Origin of the sequence: Streptomyces sp. NPDC048419 (assembly GCF_043200415.1) — a bacterium.
GTDB lineage: Bacteria > Actinomycetota > Actinomycetes > Streptomycetales > Streptomycetaceae > Streptomyces.
On record NZ_JBICXT010000020.1, the window covers coordinates 1 to 16460 of the forward strand.

The 16460-nt window shown below is 70.0% G+C and carries 10 protein-coding genes and 2 pseudogenes; 8 read left to right on the forward strand and 4 right to left on the reverse strand.

All coding sequences use genetic code 11. From position 1 onward, the window contains the following. Window positions 1-357 precede the first annotated feature (357 nt). A complete protein-coding gene (locus ACGFYN_RS33455; RefSeq protein WP_393869678.1) occupies window positions 358-1041 on the forward strand; it encodes a TetR/AcrR family transcriptional regulator in 684 nt (227 codons plus the stop codon). A 138-nt stretch (window positions 1042-1179) separates the two neighbouring features. On the opposite strand, the gene ACGFYN_RS33460 is transcribed toward ACGFYN_RS33455, so the two are convergent. Both ACGFYN_RS33460 and ACGFYN_RS33465 read right to left on the reverse strand, forming a co-directional pair. Continuing rightward, on the reverse strand, window positions 1180-1710 hold the full coding sequence (locus ACGFYN_RS33460) for a hypothetical protein (protein WP_393869679.1): 531 nt from the start codon (window positions 1708-1710) through the stop codon (window positions 1180-1182). A 136-nt stretch (window positions 1711-1846) separates the two neighbouring features. Further along, window positions 1847-2251: a hypothetical protein gene (locus ACGFYN_RS33465; RefSeq protein WP_393869680.1), complete on the reverse strand. Its 405-nt coding sequence runs from the start codon at window positions 2249-2251 to the stop codon at window positions 1847-1849. A gap of 345 nt (window positions 2252-2596) precedes the next feature. Here ACGFYN_RS33465 and ACGFYN_RS33470 point away from each other — a divergent pair, with 345 nt between their 5' ends. The 3 genes and pseudogenes from ACGFYN_RS33470 (at window position 2597) to ACGFYN_RS33480 (ending at window position 4283) form a co-directional block, all read left to right on the forward strand. After that, on the forward strand, window positions 2597-3103 hold the full coding sequence (locus tag ACGFYN_RS33470) for a hypothetical protein (protein WP_393869681.1): 507 nt from the start codon (window positions 2597-2599) through the stop codon (window positions 3101-3103). Window positions 3104-3140: 37 nt separating this feature from the next. Then, a pseudogene (locus tag ACGFYN_RS33475) lies at window positions 3141-4000 on the forward strand (IS5 family transposase). Between the two features lie 76 nt (window positions 4001-4076). After that, the gene (locus tag ACGFYN_RS33480; protein ID WP_393869682.1) at window positions 4077-4283 is read left to right on the forward strand and encodes a hypothetical protein; all 207 of its coding nucleotides are present in this window, start codon (window positions 4077-4079) and stop codon (window positions 4281-4283) included. 49 nt (window positions 4284-4332) lie between these two features. Here the strand turns inward: ACGFYN_RS33480 and ACGFYN_RS33485 are convergent, their stop codons facing one another. Continuing rightward, window positions 4333-4806, reverse strand: coding sequence for a hypothetical protein (locus ACGFYN_RS33485; protein ID WP_393869683.1), 474 nt, complete (start codon window positions 4804-4806; stop codon window positions 4333-4335). Between the two features lie 102 nt (window positions 4807-4908). Between ACGFYN_RS33485 and ACGFYN_RS33490 the strand changes: the two are divergent. The 4 genes and pseudogenes from ACGFYN_RS33490 to ACGFYN_RS33505 form a co-directional block, all read left to right on the forward strand. Then, window positions 4909-5135 (forward strand): annotated as a pseudogene (locus tag ACGFYN_RS33490) (transposase); the annotation flags it as partial. A 218-nt stretch (window positions 5136-5353) separates the two neighbouring features. Continuing rightward, complete coding sequence (locus tag ACGFYN_RS33495) at window positions 5354-6094, forward strand: alpha/beta hydrolase (RefSeq protein ID WP_393869684.1); 741 nt, start codon at window positions 5354-5356, stop codon at window positions 6092-6094. Between the two features lie 277 nt (window positions 6095-6371). Beyond that, window positions 6372-7112: a class I SAM-dependent methyltransferase gene (locus ACGFYN_RS33500; RefSeq protein WP_393869685.1), complete on the forward strand. Its 741-nt coding sequence runs from the start codon at window positions 6372-6374 to the stop codon at window positions 7110-7112. A gap of 356 nt (window positions 7113-7468) precedes the next feature. After that, on the forward strand, window positions 7469-7951 hold the full coding sequence (locus tag ACGFYN_RS33505) for a hypothetical protein (protein WP_393869686.1): 483 nt from the start codon (window positions 7469-7471) through the stop codon (window positions 7949-7951). A 122-nt stretch (window positions 7952-8073) separates the two neighbouring features. Here ACGFYN_RS33505 and ACGFYN_RS33510 read toward each other — a convergent pair whose 3' ends face one another. Further along, the gene (locus ACGFYN_RS33510) at window positions 8074-16122 is read right to left on the reverse strand and encodes an SDR family NAD(P)-dependent oxidoreductase (RefSeq protein WP_393869823.1); all 8049 of its coding nucleotides are present in this window, start codon (window positions 16120-16122) and stop codon (window positions 8074-8076) included. Window positions 16123-16460 lie beyond the last annotated feature (338 nt).

The window sequence follows — 16460 nt, forward strand, 5'->3', positions numbered from 1 at the left end:
AACGGTTCCAGCTTCGGGCCCCGACGGGGAACTGACGCACCAGCAGCAGAAGTCACACACCTACTAACGATCAACTACTGGCGCAGGACACTAGCCTGCCGTCTCGGTTGAGTCACTAGCTAGTAGCTGCTAACTAATTCGCCCTGGTAGCCAGCTGGCGGCCTTCGCCCCGGAAGCGGAAGCGGGTGATGTCAGAGATCGGAGGACGGTTGGACGACTGGATGATGGGTTGTGCTGCACACCGGGCCACTGCGACCGTGGTGCGGATCAACTTCTGGGCGGTCAGGCTGTCTTCCCGTGTGATACCGACCGTTACTCGGGGAACTTGCAGTCCTGCAGCGCTGTCCTGGACCGACGTTGACGCCCGACGGAAAGGTCTTGGCGAACATGGCTGAGGAGGCGCCCTCGTACCGGCGCGACCGGCCGCGACTGCCGGCCGCCGAGCGACGGCGCCAGATCATCGACGCAACTTCCGCACTTGTCGCTGATCGCGGTTTCTGGGGAATGTCGATGCAGGACGTGGCCGATCGGTGCGGGCTCACCGTTCCGGGTGTGCTGCGTCATGTCGGTTCCAAGACCGGCTTGCTCATCGCCGTGCTGGAACACCGGGATGTCGAGGATGCCCGATCGCTTCGCGTACACCTCGGCGTCGGTGAGGACGAGGTCCCGGACGAGTGGTCCGCCGGCGGCCCCGACGGAGTCGGTCTACGGCAGCTGTGCTCGGCGACGGTGCGGCGCAACTCGGAGCAACCGGAATTCGTCCGGCTCTTCACGGTACTTGAAGCCGAGTCGCTGACACCGAGCCATCCTGCGCACGCCTACTTCGTGAAGCGGCAGGAGCAGGCGATAGCCGCCTTCGCGTCCTTGGCCAAGGACATCAGCGACCATCCCGAATCGCTCGCCCGGCACATCGTGGCGATGATGGACGGCCTGCAGATCCAGTGGCTGCGAGCGCCGGAGACGGTCGACCTGGTTCGGGAATGGGAGTCCGCCGCCGCGGTGCTGTTCGGTGAGCTGGAGGGCGACGCGCGTACGAAGTAGCAGAGCGGTTGGGCGGGCGCTGCAGGCGGGGGAGCCGAGGCTCTCCGCAGGACCGCAACCGCGTCATACCTTGCACCCTTCCCCGGGGTCTCGATGTCGTCCAGGGGGTGTGGTTGGGACGTGCATTGTTTGCGAGACTCAGTGTGAGTCCGGGGACGGTAGCGGGGGGCTGGCTGCAAGACCCAACTCCGAGTGGACTTGGGCTTGTGGCCTGGTTCGGGCTCGGCACGCCAGATCCTCGAAATAGACCATCGCCTTCGTCGTCAGCTCGCGCTCTCGGTAGAAGTAGGGAGCCAACACCTCCCACATGTTCACGATGTTGGGCCCGTAGGACCCGACGATCAGTCGCTCATCCACGACGCCGTGAGCGACCAGCTTGCCAACGTCGTCGTAGAAGAGGGCCACGAGACGGACGCGGCGGAGGGGTTCTTCAGGCAAGCTCCGGTATCCGGACTCCGGCGAGTGCTCCCGGGCAAGGTCTGACCGGATGTACTCGATCGCACTGGAGAACTCGGGCTGTCTGGTCTCCCGGAAAAGCTCTACCACTACGGGCAATACATTCGAGTTGTTCGCGAGTCGCAACTGTCGCGCAGACACGACTGCGGAGGTTGCGAGCGATATCACGGATATGGCCAGCGCCAACACGGTCGAGGCCGTAGAGAGGCTCATGGGCCGGAGGGTAGCGCTCGAGGATTGTCGATCTAGCCGCTTTGGCCTGCGGGAAGACAGAGATGGCGCATTCTGTCTCCGCCTGCAGTGGCCGAACCGAACCAGCAGTGACTGACGAGGGTGGCGCGGAGTGCCGTCAAGCTTCGATCCGTCGTCCGTCTCGCCTCGCAGAGGCGATCACGGCGGAAACGATGGCGGTTACGACGAGGCTCCCCATCATGACCATCCCTACGCCGACCATGAAGAGGCCGCTGGAGTCGTCCGACCAATCGGAATAGGCAGCAACGGTGAGTCCGGCCGTGGTGCCGAGCACGGCACCTGCGATGTAGCGCCGGGATGCCGCCCAGTACACCGGTGCCAGCAGAGTCAGTACCAGCCCGATCACCTGCCACGCCTCGTACGGGCCGGTGATCGTGCCATCAGGTTGCACGTCGCGATGCTGGTCCCAGCCCAGCCAGGCGGCCCACCCCGCCAGCGACACCCCGGCCAGCACGAGGATCGACGACAGTTGGGGAACAGGTTTCAGTAGTCCTTCACGCATGACCCAAGCGTTTCCACTCACCCCCGCACCCACCAGAGCGCATGTACTCAGCTCTGCCCGAGTACATCCGCTATGGCGGATCAAGTACGACACGGCTGGGTCCAGGTTGGCCGCCCGGCGGGTGAGGGAGTCGGGCCGCGTCGCCGCGGCTGGATCAGCACTGTGCGTGTGTGCCGAAGCCGGTATGTAAGGCGCCGCAAAGCTGTACGGCTGACGAGGTCAGCGGCTTACTGAGGGCAAACCCATATGCGCGGCTTCCAAGAAGTCGTTTCCTATGGTGCTGCGGCTCTGAGTGGTGGCAGATGGGTATGGACAGGCGGACGATGTGGCCTCCATGATCAGCCGGTGACTGAGGACGAGATCATCGACCGTGTCCGGGTCTTCGCCCAGGAACACCGTCTGCCCCCGCCAGCGCCCGCGGAAGCAGTTGTCGAGCTGGAAGCCATCGTCGGATGGCCCATGCCTAACTTGCTCCGGCGTTTGTACCTCGAAGTCGCCAACGGCGGTTTCGGACCCAGCAGCCGGGTCCTGTCTCTCACCGACACTGGTCAGTGGTACAGCGATGAAGAGTCGCTCCTCCAGCTCGCACGAGCCTTCGGACCAGCCGAGCCGGAGCCCTCGCATCCCGCGCGTCAGACGGTGCCTCTGATGACGCTTGGCTGCGCCGTGTGGTGGTTCGTTGATTTCAGCACGCGAGAAGGCCGGATGTGGGGCTGGGAACCGAATGCCCGCTGCGAGCAGCACTGCTTCTTCCCGGAGCGGTTCACCGTGGCACAGTGGCTGACGGACTGGCTCGACGGCAATCGAGCCTTTCCCGAGCCGCCGCCTTTGACGGACTGTCCTGACTGCTAGAGCGTGTCTCTTTGATGGGTTGGTCAGTTGATCGGATATGTCTGTCCGATTAGTGATCACTGATGCGATGTGGGACCGGATCGAGCCGCTCATGCGGGCCGATCCGGTCCGGGGACGGCGCTGGGCCGATCACCGCGGCACACTCGAGGCCATCGCGTGGAAGTACCGCACCAACTCGCCCTGGCGGGACCTCCCCGAGGAGGTCGGCTCGTTCCAGACGGCCCATAAGCGGCTGATCAGGTGGGCCGTCGACGGCACGTGGGAGAAGCTCTCCGCTGCCGTCCTCGCCGCAGCGGACGCCCGCGACGACATCGGCTGGACCGTATCGGTCGACTTCACCGTCGTCCGGGCCCACCAGCACGCCGCGGGAGCACTCAAAAGGGGCCGCAGGCCGTAACGAACCACCCGATCACGCACTCGGACGCTCCCGCGGCGGGCTGAGCACAAAGATCCACCTGACCGCAGACAGTCATGCACGGCCCCTGGCTCTGGCCCGTCACCGCAGGGCAGGCCGGTGACGCGACCGCTTTCGAGACGGTCATGGCCAGCATCCGGGGTGCCAGGACGGGCCCCGGCCGGCCCCGGACTCGCCCCACAATGGTCCCGGCGGACCGCGCGTACTCATCCCGCGCGACCCGCGGCCACCTGCGCCGCCGGCAGATCCGCGTGGTCATCCCGCAGCCATCGGACCAAGTAGGGCACCGCCTGCGGCGGGGCCGCCGAGGTGGCCGTCCGCCCGGCTTCGATGCCGATTCCTACAAGCAGCGCAACACCGTCGGACGGTGCATCAACCGCCTCAAACAGTGGCGCGGCCTGGCCACACGATGCGACAAGCTCGCCATCGCCTACCAGGCCGCACCCAACCTCGCCGCCATCCTCATCTGGGCACGACGCTGACCAAAGAGACAGAACCTGAGGTCGGTGGCATGAGGCCGGCGTCTTCGAGACGCTGCGCGGCATCCTGCTCGCCGAGTTGCACGCGGCCGACGCCCTGGACTGGACCCGGGCCTGCGTGGACGCCTCCCACACCCGCGCGAAAAAAAGGGGCGAGGCGACCGGCCCGTCACCGGTCGACCGCGCAAAGTCGGGCAGTAAACACCATCTGATCTGCGACGGGAAGAACACCCCGTTCAAGGTCATCACCACCGCGGCCAACGGACCGCCTTCCGGCAACGCGTAAAAGAAGAGCTGCTCGCCCGGCGGCATCTTGAAGCGGTCGAGAGATCCGTTCAGCCGATGGTGAAGCGCTGGTTCTGGGCGCCTCGGTCGCAGCGGGCGGTGCGGTAGTAGCCGTTGTCCTGCTGGTAGAGGCAGCGGCCCGTGCCGACGCTTTGGAGCATGATGGCGCTGCGGGCGGCGGGCTGGACGGTGCGCCACTTCTGGTATGAGCCGCCGTTACAGCGCAGGGGGTAGACGTCGCCCCGGTCATTGCTGTCGAGGCAGCGGCCCCAGAAGTTGTTCTTAAGAGTGGTGCTGGTGTTGAGGCGGCCGTTCCACTGCCACAGGAGGCTGCCGCGTCCGGTGGTGCAGCGGTCGCCCTCGAGGCCGGATTCGGAGGTCTCGCGCAGGCAGTCACCGTAGCGGTAGTTCGCGAAGCGGCTGGTGGCGGTGGCAGCCGAGGCGGGTGTGGGGGTGAGGAGGGGGAGGGCGAGTCCGGCTGCGGCGATCAGGGCGGCGAAGGCTTTCCGGGTCGGGCGGCGCACTGGGGGTCTCCTTACAGTGGTTTTCAGAGATACCTCGACAGGATCCCCGAACACCACCGCCTACGCCTGAAAAATGGGGAAAACCACCGGATCGAGCCGCTCATGCCGGCCGATCCGGTCCGGGGACGGCGCTGGGCCGATCACCGCGGCACACTCGAGGCCATCGCGTGGAAGTTCGGCACCAACTCGCCCTGGCGGACCTCCCCGAGGAGCTCGGCTCGTTCCAGACGGCCCATAAGCCGCTGATCAGGTGGGCCGTCGACGGCACGTGGGAGAAGATCTTCGCCGCCGTCCTCGCCGCAGCGGATGCCGTCGACGACATCGGCTGGACCCAGGGCCCTGGTCCAGTTGCTCCTTCCCCGAAGCCTCCGCAAAAACCCTTTGGCGGACCTCGGCCACCACTGCTACGTTTTCGGAGGCCGTGCGAGAGAACGAGGAGGTGGTACCCGTGAACACAGAATCGACATGGGTGCTCTCCTCCGGGGTCACGGTCGGGCGATAGGTCGTCCGGGAGCGCCGTTCAAGCGCACTCCCGAAAGGCACGACCATGCAATTCACTTCTGAACAGCGTCTCGACGACGGCGTCCTCGAGCGCGAATTCACCCTCGGCGACATCCCTGGCATCCTGTGGACGCCCGAATCCGCATCGGCGTCCGCGCCGGTTCCGCTGATCCTGCTCGGCCACCCCACGCTCGGACTGCGCAGGATGTACCCCCGGCTGGCGGGACGCGCCCGGCATGCCGCGGCGGATGGCTTCGCCGCCGCAACCATCGAGCTCCCCGGCAGCGGCGACCGGCCCAGTTGGGCCGCCCTGGACCAGGCCCGCGCCGACCTGCGCCGGGCCAAGGAGGCCGGCGAGCCGGTCGGCGACGAGATCATCGACGCCCTCATCCTTCCGCTCGTCGAAAAGGCGGTCCCGGAATGGCAGGCTTCCCTGGACGCCCTCCTGTCGCTCCCCGAGATCGGCGGCCCTGTCGGGTACTCGGGGGGAGTGATCTCAATCGGCGTGCGCCTTGCGGTGGTTGAGCCGCGCATCGTGGCCGCAGGTCTCTTCGCCGGGAGTTTCGTGCCTCGCGCCATGTTCGAGGAGGCCCGTCAGGTCACCATTCCGCTGCACGTCCTGTTGCAATGGGACGACGAAGGGAACGACCGGCAGGCGGCCTTGGACCTGTTCGACGCCTTCGGCTCCAAGGAGAAGTCCCTGCACGCCAATATGGGCGGTCACACGGGCGTCCCGCACTTCGCAGGGGAGGACGCGGCCGGGTTCTTCGCCCGGCATCTGCGCTAGTCCCGGACCGGCCCCGCCGCCGGGCCAGTAGGCGGTGCCGGTCGGCATACCGCACATCGAGGGCAGGCCTGGTTCTCTTCGATTGCGGTGCCCGACAGATGCACGAACCGCTCGACCGGCCGGTACCAGCCATCGGCGGTACCGGCCGGTCGAGGCGGCCCTGACCGCAAGGGTTCGTCCGGCGGCTCAGGGGCCGAGCCAGGGCCGGACCGAGGCGAGGGCCTGCCGGTCCCTAATCGGGTTGACCACCCCCGGCAGGCACTGCTGGAGTCGGCACGTGGACAGCATCCCCGCCAACCGGCGGCTCTGGAACCGGATCAGCAGCGCCTATCAGCACAAGCATGACCCGCAAATCGGCGCCACACCCCGGCTTTGGGGCATGTACTCCATCCCCGACGCGCACCTGCACGCCCTGGGCGACGTCACCGGCAAGCGCGTCCTCGAACTCGGCTGCGGCGCCGGCCAGTGGTCCAGGGCGCTCGCCGCCGAGGGCGCCACCGTCGTCGGGCTCGACCTGTCCGAAGCCCAACTCGCCGCAGCGGCCCGCGCGATGGGAGCGACCCGCTACCCGCTGGTACAAGGCGCCGCCGAACAACTCCCCTTCGCCGCCGACAGCTTCGACCTGGTGTTCTGCGACTTCGGCGGGCTCAGCTGGGCGCCCCCGCACCTGGCCGTACCGCAGGCCGCACGCATCCTGCGCCGCGGTGGACGCCTGGTGTTCAACGTCGCCAGCCCATGGTTCGAAGCCTGCTACGACGAAGCCGCCGGCCGCGTGACCACGACACTGCAGCAGGACTACTTCGGGCTGAACACCATCGCCGAAGACGACGGCGCGACCAGCTATCAGCTCACCTACGGCGACTGGGTCAAGGTCCTGCGCGGCGCGGGCCTCCTCATCGACGACCTCATCGAGCCGCGGCCCGAACTCGGAACACCCAACGGCTACAACGAAACCGACCCACCCGACTGGGCACACCGCTGGCCGGCGGAGCTGCTCTGGGTAACCCACAAACCGTAAGCTCCGCCGCACCGAGGCGTGCAGGCATCCCCTCACCGGACGGGCCCTGGGCCTCACCCGATGCGACCGATGCACGTGCGGATGGCCGTCGTGGTGGTCCGGGCGTGGTCCTGGCCGGCCGAGGAACATGCGGGTCTACGCGCTCAAGGAGGCCATGCCGGCGTTCTCATCACCGGTGAACTCGCGGCCGCCCGGGGGCGGCGCGATGGCCGCTGGGAGGGGCAACTGATCTTTGCCGCACGATGAGTGACGTTGCCGCCCACCCGAGCTAGCCTCCCAGTCGGACTGGCTTCGGAGGGGAACGGATGCATCGCTGGAGTCGGCCCCGGGCAAGAGCCGGGACGGGCGGCCGCGCGATGCTACTGGCCGTCGGCCTCCTGGCCGCAGGCGCGCTCCTGACCTGGTTCGCGGGAGTGCGTGTCGGCTACGCCACCGGCCTGGCGGGCACGCCCGGTCATCTCAGGGTCGAAGCATGCACATGGGAACACACCGGGGGCCACCGGTATCCGCACTGCAGCGGCATCTTCCGCTCTTCCGACGGGACGGTCGTCGATCCCGACGTCACGCTCGACAGCCGTCTGCCGATCGGCAGCACGGTCGCCCTGCAGCGCACAGCCTCCGGCGGATACGTGGGGACAGGCGTCGCGGCCTTGTTCGGGTGGCTGGCGCTGTCCTTGCTCGGCCTGATGGCGCTGCTCACCGGGATTCTCGCCGTATACGGCAGGGCCGGTGTCCGTCGTGCACCCCGCGCATCACGGGTGCTACTGGGCTCCCTGGGCGCTGTGATGTTGCTCAGCGCGCTCATCGGTGGGTTGGCGGGGGTGGCCGGGGCATTCTGAAAGCGCGGGCCCCGTTGGTGGACGCTCGCTCCTGCCGCTCCGCCTCACGACGCCGTACACGCCACTCTCCGGCGCCTCCCGCTCCCACGCCTCCAGTGATAATCGCGATTGATCAGGACTCGCTACGCGCCCTGACCGGCCCGGTGGAGCCACGCGCGGACGGCCGTCGCCGTGGTCCCGGCGTGGTCCCGGAGGAGCGAGAAGTGGTCGCCGGGGACGTCGAGTTGGGTGTGCGGCAGGGGCCAGGAAGTCCGCCACTCCTCCGGGGCCGCCGTCGCTGCCATCTCCGGGGTCGGTGCCGACGCGCGTACCAGCAGCGTGGGCGTCGCTACCGGTTTCGGGGTCCAGCCGAGGAACATGCGGGTGTACGCGCCCAGGGCCGCGACGGCGGCGTCCTCGTCGCCGGTGAACTCGTGGCCGCCCAGGTGCGGCGCGATGGCCGCGGGGAGGGACAGCAGCCACTCCTTGTCGCTGTTGGTGTCGTCGATGACGTACGTGTCCAGCAGCACCTGCCCGGCGGGAGGGGTACCCATGGCCTCCAGTTGCCGGGTCACGGCGTGCGCCACGGCGCCCCCGGCGCTCGCCCCGACAAGCACGAAGGGCCGGTCGCCCACGTGCTCCAGCACCGACTCGGCGTGCACGAGCGCGAGGGTCTCCAGGTTGGCCGGGACGGCGTCGCCCGCGCCGATGCCGGGGTGTGGGAACTCGAGCACGTCCAACTCGCCCTGAAGACAGGCGTGGAAGCGGGCGAACTCGCCGCCTGGGGCGGCAAACGGGGGGTTGGTGCCCGGGAAGAACACGAGCACCGGGCCGTCCCCGGAACCAGTCGCACGCCGCATCGGCGGGAGCTTGTGCCGCCTGGTGTCGGCCGCGTCGTAGGTCGGGACCGACCAGGACGCGGTGACCAGCATGTGCATCGCCTCGACCACCCGGCCTGCCTCGCAGACGCGCCGGTAGAGCGAGGCCAGGGTCTGCGCGGGGCGTGGCTGCTGCCGCCCCTTCTCCGGCACTGTTGCGGGCAGGTCGTCGCGGAGCAGGTCGAGCACGTGGTCGGCCAGATCCTCGGCCGTCGGATGCTCGAACACCACCCCGGCCGGGAGCCTGAGCCGCAGGGCCGTGCTCAGCCGGTTGCGGATCTGCACCGCCATCAGGGAGTCGAAGCCCAGCTCGGCGAAGGACCTGCCGGCCGGGAGCGCGGCGGCGTCCGGGTGGCCGAGCACGGCTGCCACGTCTGTCTTCATCAACTCAGCCAGCTTTTGCTGCCGTTGAGCGGCCGGAGCCTCGGACAGCAGCTTGCGCCACGCTCCCGGTTGCCGTGGCTGCTCCGGGCCGGGGCGCGCACTGTCGACGGCGGGCGTCGTGGGACGCACCAGGTCGCGCAGGAGCGGCGGCAGATGTCTTCCGGCGGCCCGTAGGGCAGCACGGTCCAGCAGGACCGGCGCCACCACGGGCTCGCCTGCGCCAAGCGCCGCGTCGAATGCGCCGAGCGCCGCGTCGAACAAGGCGAGGCCCTGGGGCACGGTGAGAGGGCGGAGCCCGTCCGTCTTGAGCTGCTGCGAGCCGGCCATTCCCCTTGCGGACTCCCATGGCCCCCACGCCAACGAGATCGCGGGCAGCCCTAGTCGGGTTCGGTAGTGGGCCAGAGCGTCCAGGAAGGAGTTCGCCGCCGCGTAGTTGCCCTGCCCGGCGCGGCCCAGCAGACCGGACACGGAGGAGAACAGCACGAACGCCGACAGGTCCAACTCCTGTGTCAGCTCGTGCAGATGCCAGGCCGCGTCCGCCTTCGGCCGCAGCACCGAGGCCATCCGCTCGGGCGTCAGCGCCGGAAGTACGCCGTCGTCGATGACTCCGGCGGCATGGACGACTGCCGTCAACGGGGGCTGACATCCGTCGATGACCTCGGCCAGCCCGCCCCGGTCAGCCGCGTCACAGGCCACGATACGGACGACGTCGGCGCCCAACTCCTCCAGCTCCAGCCGCAGTTCCTCGGCGTCCGGTGCCTGTGGTCCGCGTCGTCCGGTCAGCAGCAGATGTCGTACGCCGTACGAAGTGACGAGGTGGCGGGCGAGTTCCGCGCCCAGGGCGCCGGTGCCACCCGTGATCAGCACGGTGCCGTCGGGGTGCAGGGCCCAGTCCTGACGTTCTGTAGTTGCCGGGGTCAGTCGAGGAGCCGTCAATTGGCCATGCCTGATGGCGAGTTGGGGCTCACCCGTGGCTACCGCCGCGGGTAGCCGGTGTGCAGACTCGTTCCGTCCGTCCACGTCGACGAGGACGATGCGTCCGGGCAGTTCCGACTGGGCCGCGCGTACCAGGCCCCACACCGCCGCCCCGGCCAGATCCGGCTCCGGCGCGGTGGCGTTCCGCGTGACGACCACCAGGCGCGAGCCCGCCAACTGCGGATCGTCCTGCCAGTTCTGCAGCGTGCGGAGGACCCTGTCGGTCAGTAGGTGCACGGTCGTGAGCGGGTCGGGGGCGGTCGCGTCGCCGACGGCCGTGATGACGACCGTGTCCGGCTCCGGCACAGCGGCCTCGGGCAGGCCGGAGAGCGAGTCACGCAGGTGCAGATCGTCGTTCAGGAGGGTCCAGCGTGCGGCGTCAGCAGAGTGCTCGCCCGCCACCGCGATCCACTCAGGGCGGAACAAGGCCCGGCCCGCCAAGTCCACGTCATCAGAGGGGAGTTCGCGGGTGATCAGCGAATCAACCTTGGCCACCGGGCGGCCAGACGCGTCTTCGAGGGTCACTGTGGTCTTGTCCGGCCCACCCACGGTGATCCGCACCCGCGCCTCCGCGGGTGCCGCTCCGTGCAGGCGGAATCCGCTCCACGTGAACGGCACCCGGACCGTGCCGGGCTCGGGTGCAGGGTCCGCGAGCAGGGGAGCGTGCAGGGCCGCGTCCAGCAAGACCGGATGGATGCCGAAGCGGCTGCTGCCCGACAACTCCGTCTCGGGTAGCCGGACTTCCGCGAACAGCTCGTCGCCGCGCCGCCACATCGCCCGTACGCAGCGGAAGGCCGGACCGTAGGCGAGGCCCGTGTCCGCGAGGTTGTCGTAGGCGTCGGCCAGGTCGATCTCGGTCGCGTCCTGCGGCGGCCACACCGAGCCCTGCGACGGCGGTGGCGGTGGCGGAGCGTTGGACGCCGGGTCGAGGAGGCCTGTGGCGTGCCGGGTCCAGGCGCCGTCGTCCTCCACGTCCGGGCGGGCGTGAAAGTCCACGGGGCGCCGGCCCGAATCGTCCGCCGCGCCTACGACGACCTGGAGGCGTACGTCCGCCGTCGGAGGCAGGGCGAGCGGCGCCAGGACCACCAGCTCTTCCAAACTCTCGCAGCCCACATCTCGGCCCGCCCGAACGGCCAGCTCCGCGAACACCGTTGAGGGCACGACGACCCTCCCGGCGATCACATGGTCGGCGAGCCACGGCTGCCCCGCCGGCGAGAGCCGACCTGCGAACACGGTACGGTCGGTGTCCGGTACCGCGAACGCCGGGCCGAGCAGCGGATGGCCATGGGCGGAGGCCGTCCGGTCCGTGGGGCGCGGTGCCTCCAGCCAGTACCGCTGCCGCTGGAAGGCGTACGTCGGCAGGTCCACCCTCCGCACCCCGGTGCCCGCGAACACGGCAGGCCAGTCGACCCGCGCCCCGCGCACATGGAGCCGGCCCACCGCGGCCAGAAGGGCCTCCGGTTCGGGTTCGCCGCCGCGGGAGGAGGCGACGCAGAGGGCGTCGTCGGTCAGGCAGTCCTCGGCGGCGGCCGTGAGACCGGCGCCGGGTCCGACTTCCAGGAACGCCGAGACCCCCTGGTCGCCGAGCGAGCGTACGGCGTCGGCGAAGCGCACCGGGCGGCGGGCGTGCCCTACCCAGTACTCCGGGGAGCAGAGCTCGTGCGCCTCGGCCGGCCGGCCCGTCACGGTGGAGACCATCGGGATGCGCGGCGGGTGGAACGTCAATCCCTCCGCTACCCGGCGGAAGTCGTCGAGCATCGGCTCCACCAGGGGTGAGTGGAAGGCGTGGCCGACCCGCAGACGTACGGTTCTGTGTCCGCGTGCCTCGAACCCGGCCGCGATGGCGAGCACCGGCTCCCTTACGCCGGAGATCACCACCGAGCGCGGCCCGTTGACGGAGGCGATCGCCACCCGCTCGCCGGCGTTCTCGAGCACCGCACGCACCGCGTTCTCCGTCGCGTGCAGGGCCACCATCGCCCCGCCGACGGGCAGAGCCTGCATCAACCGGCCGCGAGCAGCGACCAGTTGAGCGGCGTCGGGCAGGTCCAGTACGCCCGAGACATGGGCGGCGGTCAGCTCCCCCACGGAGTGGCCGGCCAGGAAGTCGGCGCGTACGCCCCAGCACTCCAGCAGCCGGAACAGGGCCACCTCGAAGGCGAACAGACCGGCCTGGGTGAAGTCCGTACGGTCCAGCAGGGCGGCGTCGGGCGAACCCGGTTCGGCACACAGCACCTCCTCCAGCGGACGGTCCAGGTGGCCGTTCAGCTCATGGCATACCTTGTCGAAGGCGGCAGCGAAGGCGGAGAAGGTCGTGCGCAAGTCCGTTCCCATGCACAGGCGTTGGGCTCCCTGGCCGGTGAACAGGAAGGCCGTTCGCAGGGCGGGATCGGCGACGGCCCGCATCGCATCGATGCCGTCAGCTCCCTCCGCCAGCCTGTGCAGGGCAGCCGTCATCCGGGCCCGGTCCGCCGGCGGCACCATCGCCCGGTGGGTGAGCGGCGACCTCGATGCGGCCAGTGAGAAGGCGAGGTCGGCCACCGGGAGGGTGGGATGGGCACTCAGGTGGTCTGCGAGGCGGCGGGCCTGCGCGCGTAGGGCGTGCTCGTCGGCCCCGTAGAGCAGCCAGGGGGCCACCACGGCGCCGGTCCCCGGCCCGTCGGCGGACGGCTCCGGTATCGCCGGTGGCGCCGGTGGTTCCTCCAGGATCACGTGCGCGTTGGTCCCGCCGATGCCGAAGGCGGAGACTCCGGCCCGGCGCGGCCCGGAGCCGGTCGCCGGCCAGGGGCGGGACTCGCTCAGCAGCTCTACCCGGCCCGAGGACCAGTCGACATGGGAAGTGGGCGTGCCCGCGTGTAGTGTCCGGGGCAGCTCCCCGTGCCGCATGGCCTGCACCATCTTGATGACCCCGGCGACACCGGCGGCCGCCTGGGTGTGCCCGAGGTTGGACTTGACCGAGCCAAGCCACAGAGGCGGCCCGTCGGCCGGGCGTCCCTGACCGTACGTGGCGAGGAGGGCCGTCGCCTCGATGGGGTCGCCGAGCGTGGTGCCCGTGCCGTGGGCTTCGACCGCGTCCACGTTGCCCGCACCGAGGCCCGCGTCGGTCAACGCCTGTGTGATCAGGCGCTGTTGGGCCTGGCCGTTGGGGGCCGTCAGGCCGTTGGAGGCGCCGTCGGAGTTGACGGCGGAGCCGCGCAGCACGGCCAGCACGGGATGGCCGTGGCGGCGGGCGTCGGAAAGGCGCTCCAGCAGCACCAGGCCCACGCCCTCGGCCCAGGCGGTGCCGTCCGCGGCGGCCGAGAAGGACTTGCAGCGGCCGTCGGGCGCGAGGTTGCGCTGGCGGCTGAACGCCGTGAACGCCTTGGGTGTCGCCATCACGGTGACCCCGCCGGCCACGGCGAGGGAGCACTCGCCGGAGCGCAGCGCCCGCGCCGCCCAGTGCATCGCCACCAGCGACGAGGAGCAGGCGGTGTCGAGCGTGATGGCGGGCCCGCGCAGGCCATAGACGTACGCGAGGCGGCCGGAGGCCACGCTGCCGGTCGCCCCGAGGGCCAGGTGGGCCTCCAGTTCGTGCGGCTCGGTGAGGCGGAAGGAGTAGTCCCCGTGCATCAGGCCCACGAACACGCCCGTGTCGCTGTCGCGCAGTGCGGTCGGCGCGATGCCGCCCCGCTCCCACAGCTCCCATGAGGTCTCCAGCAGCAACCGCTGCTGCGGGTCCATGGCCAGCGCCTCGCGCGGGGAGATCCCGAACAGGCCCGCGTCGAACTGCGCGGCCCGGTGCAGGAATCCGCCGCTGCGGGTGTACGAGGTGCCGGTGCGGTCCGGGTCCGGATCGTAGAGTGCGGCCAGGTCCCAGCCGCGGTCGGTGGGGAAGTCCGAGATCGCGTCCCTGCCGTCAGAGACCAATTGCCACAGGTCTTCAGGGGAGTTGACGTCGCCGGGATAGCGGCAGGCCATGGCGACGATCACCACTGGCTCGTCTGAGTCTGAGTCTGAGTCTGCGTCTGCGTCTGCGTCTGCGTCCGCGGCGGAGTGCGGTGCGGGCGCCGGCTCCGGGACGAAGAGGGTGCGGTGCAGCTGCCGGGCGAGTGCGGCCGGGGTGGGGTGGTCGAAGATCAGCGTCGAGGGCAGCCGCAGGCCGGTGGCCTCGCCGAGCCGGTCGGTCAGCGTGACGGCGCCTACCGACGTGAGTCCGAGATCGGTGAACGGGCTGTCGCCGTCGAGTCGTTCGTACGGTTCGCTGTTGCAGACGGCGGCCGTCTCGGCGAGCACCGCTTCCCGCAGCGCGCGTTCCCGACCCTCCGGCTGCAGGGTCAGCAGTCGCTGCCGTAGCGAGGCGTCGCCGCCTGCCGCAGGACGCAGATCCTCATCTGACCCCGCATCGGATGCAGTATCGGACCCCGCATCCGTCACGACCGCATGCCGGGCGATCTTGCCGGACCCCGTGCGCGGGACCGCCGCGATCGCGCGGATCGCCACGGGCAGCTTGTACTCCGCGAGTTGGGCGCGGCATGCGTCCAGGACCCGGCGCGGATCGAATCCCTCCGGGCCCGGCACGACGTAGGCGACCGGCACCTCGCCGAGCACTTCGTGCGGTACGCCGACCACCACCGCGTCCCGCACGCCGGGAGCGCGCAGCAGGACCTCCTCCATCTCCGTGGGGTGGATGTTCTCCCCGCCGCGGATGATCAGTTCGCTGACCCGGCCGGTGAGCACGAGATGACCGTGCTCGGCGCGCCGGCCCAGGTCGCCGGTGCGGTACCAGCCGTTGCGCAGCGCGGCCCCGGTCTCCTCGGGCCGGTTGTGATAGCCGGACATGAGGCTCGGGCCGCGTACCCATATCTCGCCCTCGCCGCCGTCCGGCATCTCACCCTCGCCGCCGGAAGCCGGATCGACGATGCGCACCTCCATGCCCGGAACCGGCGCCCCGCAGGAACCGTCCAGGCGTGGCCCCTGCGGACGGTTCGCCGCGATCAAGCCGCAGGTCTCGGTGCTGCCGTACGCGTCGAGGAGCGGAGCCCCCAGCAGCGCCTCCACCGACGTACGCAGGGCCGGTCCGCTCGGTGCGCCCGCCACGATGCATGTCCGCAGGCCTGGCAGGGGAGCGGACTGCTGGGCCGAGGCGGTCAGCCGGTGGTAGGTGGCGGGGACTCCGGCCAGCAGGGTGTAGGGACCGTCCAGGGCCGGATGAGGTGTGCGCAGTTCTCGTAACAGGCCGTCGGGCGGCAGGAGTTCGGCGGTGATCCTGGCGCTTGCGCCTACGGCGGTGACGCCCAGGACGGCGAGGGAGTGCGCGAAGCTGTGGAACAGCGGCAGCGGCCACAGCAGCCGGTCCTGGGGCGAGAGGCCGAACAGCGGGACGTAGCACGCGGCCGTCGACCACAGTGCGGCGCGCTGGGTGGACAGCACGCCCTTGGGGCGGTGCGTGGTGCCGGAGGTGTAGAGCATCCAGGCCGGCTCGTCGAGCCCGAGGTCGTCCGGCGGCGTCCCGATGGCCTCGGTGGCGGCCGTGCGGAAGAGGACCGTGCCGTCCGGGGCGTCCGCGGGGACGGGCCCCGTGCCCGTGAGCAGGACGCGGGGGGTATCGGGGTCGAGGCTGTGCAGCCGCGTCAGGTGCGCCGGGTCGGTGACGAGGACCGAGGCGCCGCTGTCCTGGAGGAAGTGGGTGAGTTCGGCGTCGGAGGAGCGTGGGTTGAGCGGTACCCCGATCGCACCCGCCCGCACTACGGCCAGCAGGCTCTCCACCGTCTCCACGCAGTTGCCCAGGCAGATCGCGACCCGGTCGCCGCGCCGCAGGCCTGTGCGGGCGAAGTACGCGGCCAGCCGGCCGGTACGCCGCTCCAACTCCTGGTAGGTGACGGCACGTACGTCGTCCGCGAACGCGACACGGGACGGTGACTTCTCCGAGTGCGCCTTCAGCAACTCCGGCAGCGGCCGGATCAGCTCGTCGTGCGTCATCATCCCGCCCCCCTTGACGCCTGCCGCGAAACGGCGGTCGTCAATCTCCTTGCAGGCCAACGTGGTTGAGCCTACGGGGAGGGGTATCGGGGAACCGAAGGATCCGGCCGTGCGCGTGGCGTGCCGGCACGGCTCTTCCCGCAGGGGCAGACCGTACGCGTGAGTCCGGCTGCCCCCACGGGAGTCTTACTGGTGCTGAGGCTGCTGGGGTCCCGCCTGATGCTGGGAGTGGTGAGGTCCCGGCGGAACCTGGTCGTGGTGGAGCGCCGGCTGCGGCGCCTGGTGCTGCATGTGTGCCGCCGCCACGCGTGCCTCCGCCACGACGTCACCGCGCTCAC

Coding starts and splice junctions, on each gene's coding strand:
- ACGFYN_RS33460 (WP_393869679.1), bottom strand. CDS start 1,710: ATGAGCCTCTCTACGGCCTCGACCGTGTTGGCGCTGGCCATATCCGTG.
- ACGFYN_RS33465 (WP_393869680.1), bottom strand. CDS start 2,251: ATGCGTGAAGGACTACTGAAACCTGTTCCCCAACTGTCGTCGATCCTC.
- ACGFYN_RS33495 (WP_393869684.1), top strand. CDS start 5,354: ATGCAATTCACTTCTGAACAGCGTCTCGACGACGGCGTCCTCGAGCGC.
- ACGFYN_RS33505 (WP_393869686.1), top strand. CDS start 7,469: ATGCTACTGGCCGTCGGCCTCCTGGCCGCAGGCGCGCTCCTGACCTGG.
- ACGFYN_RS33510 (WP_393869823.1), bottom strand. CDS start 16,122: ATGACGCACGACGAGCTGATCCGGCCGCTGCCGGAGTTGCTGAAGGCG.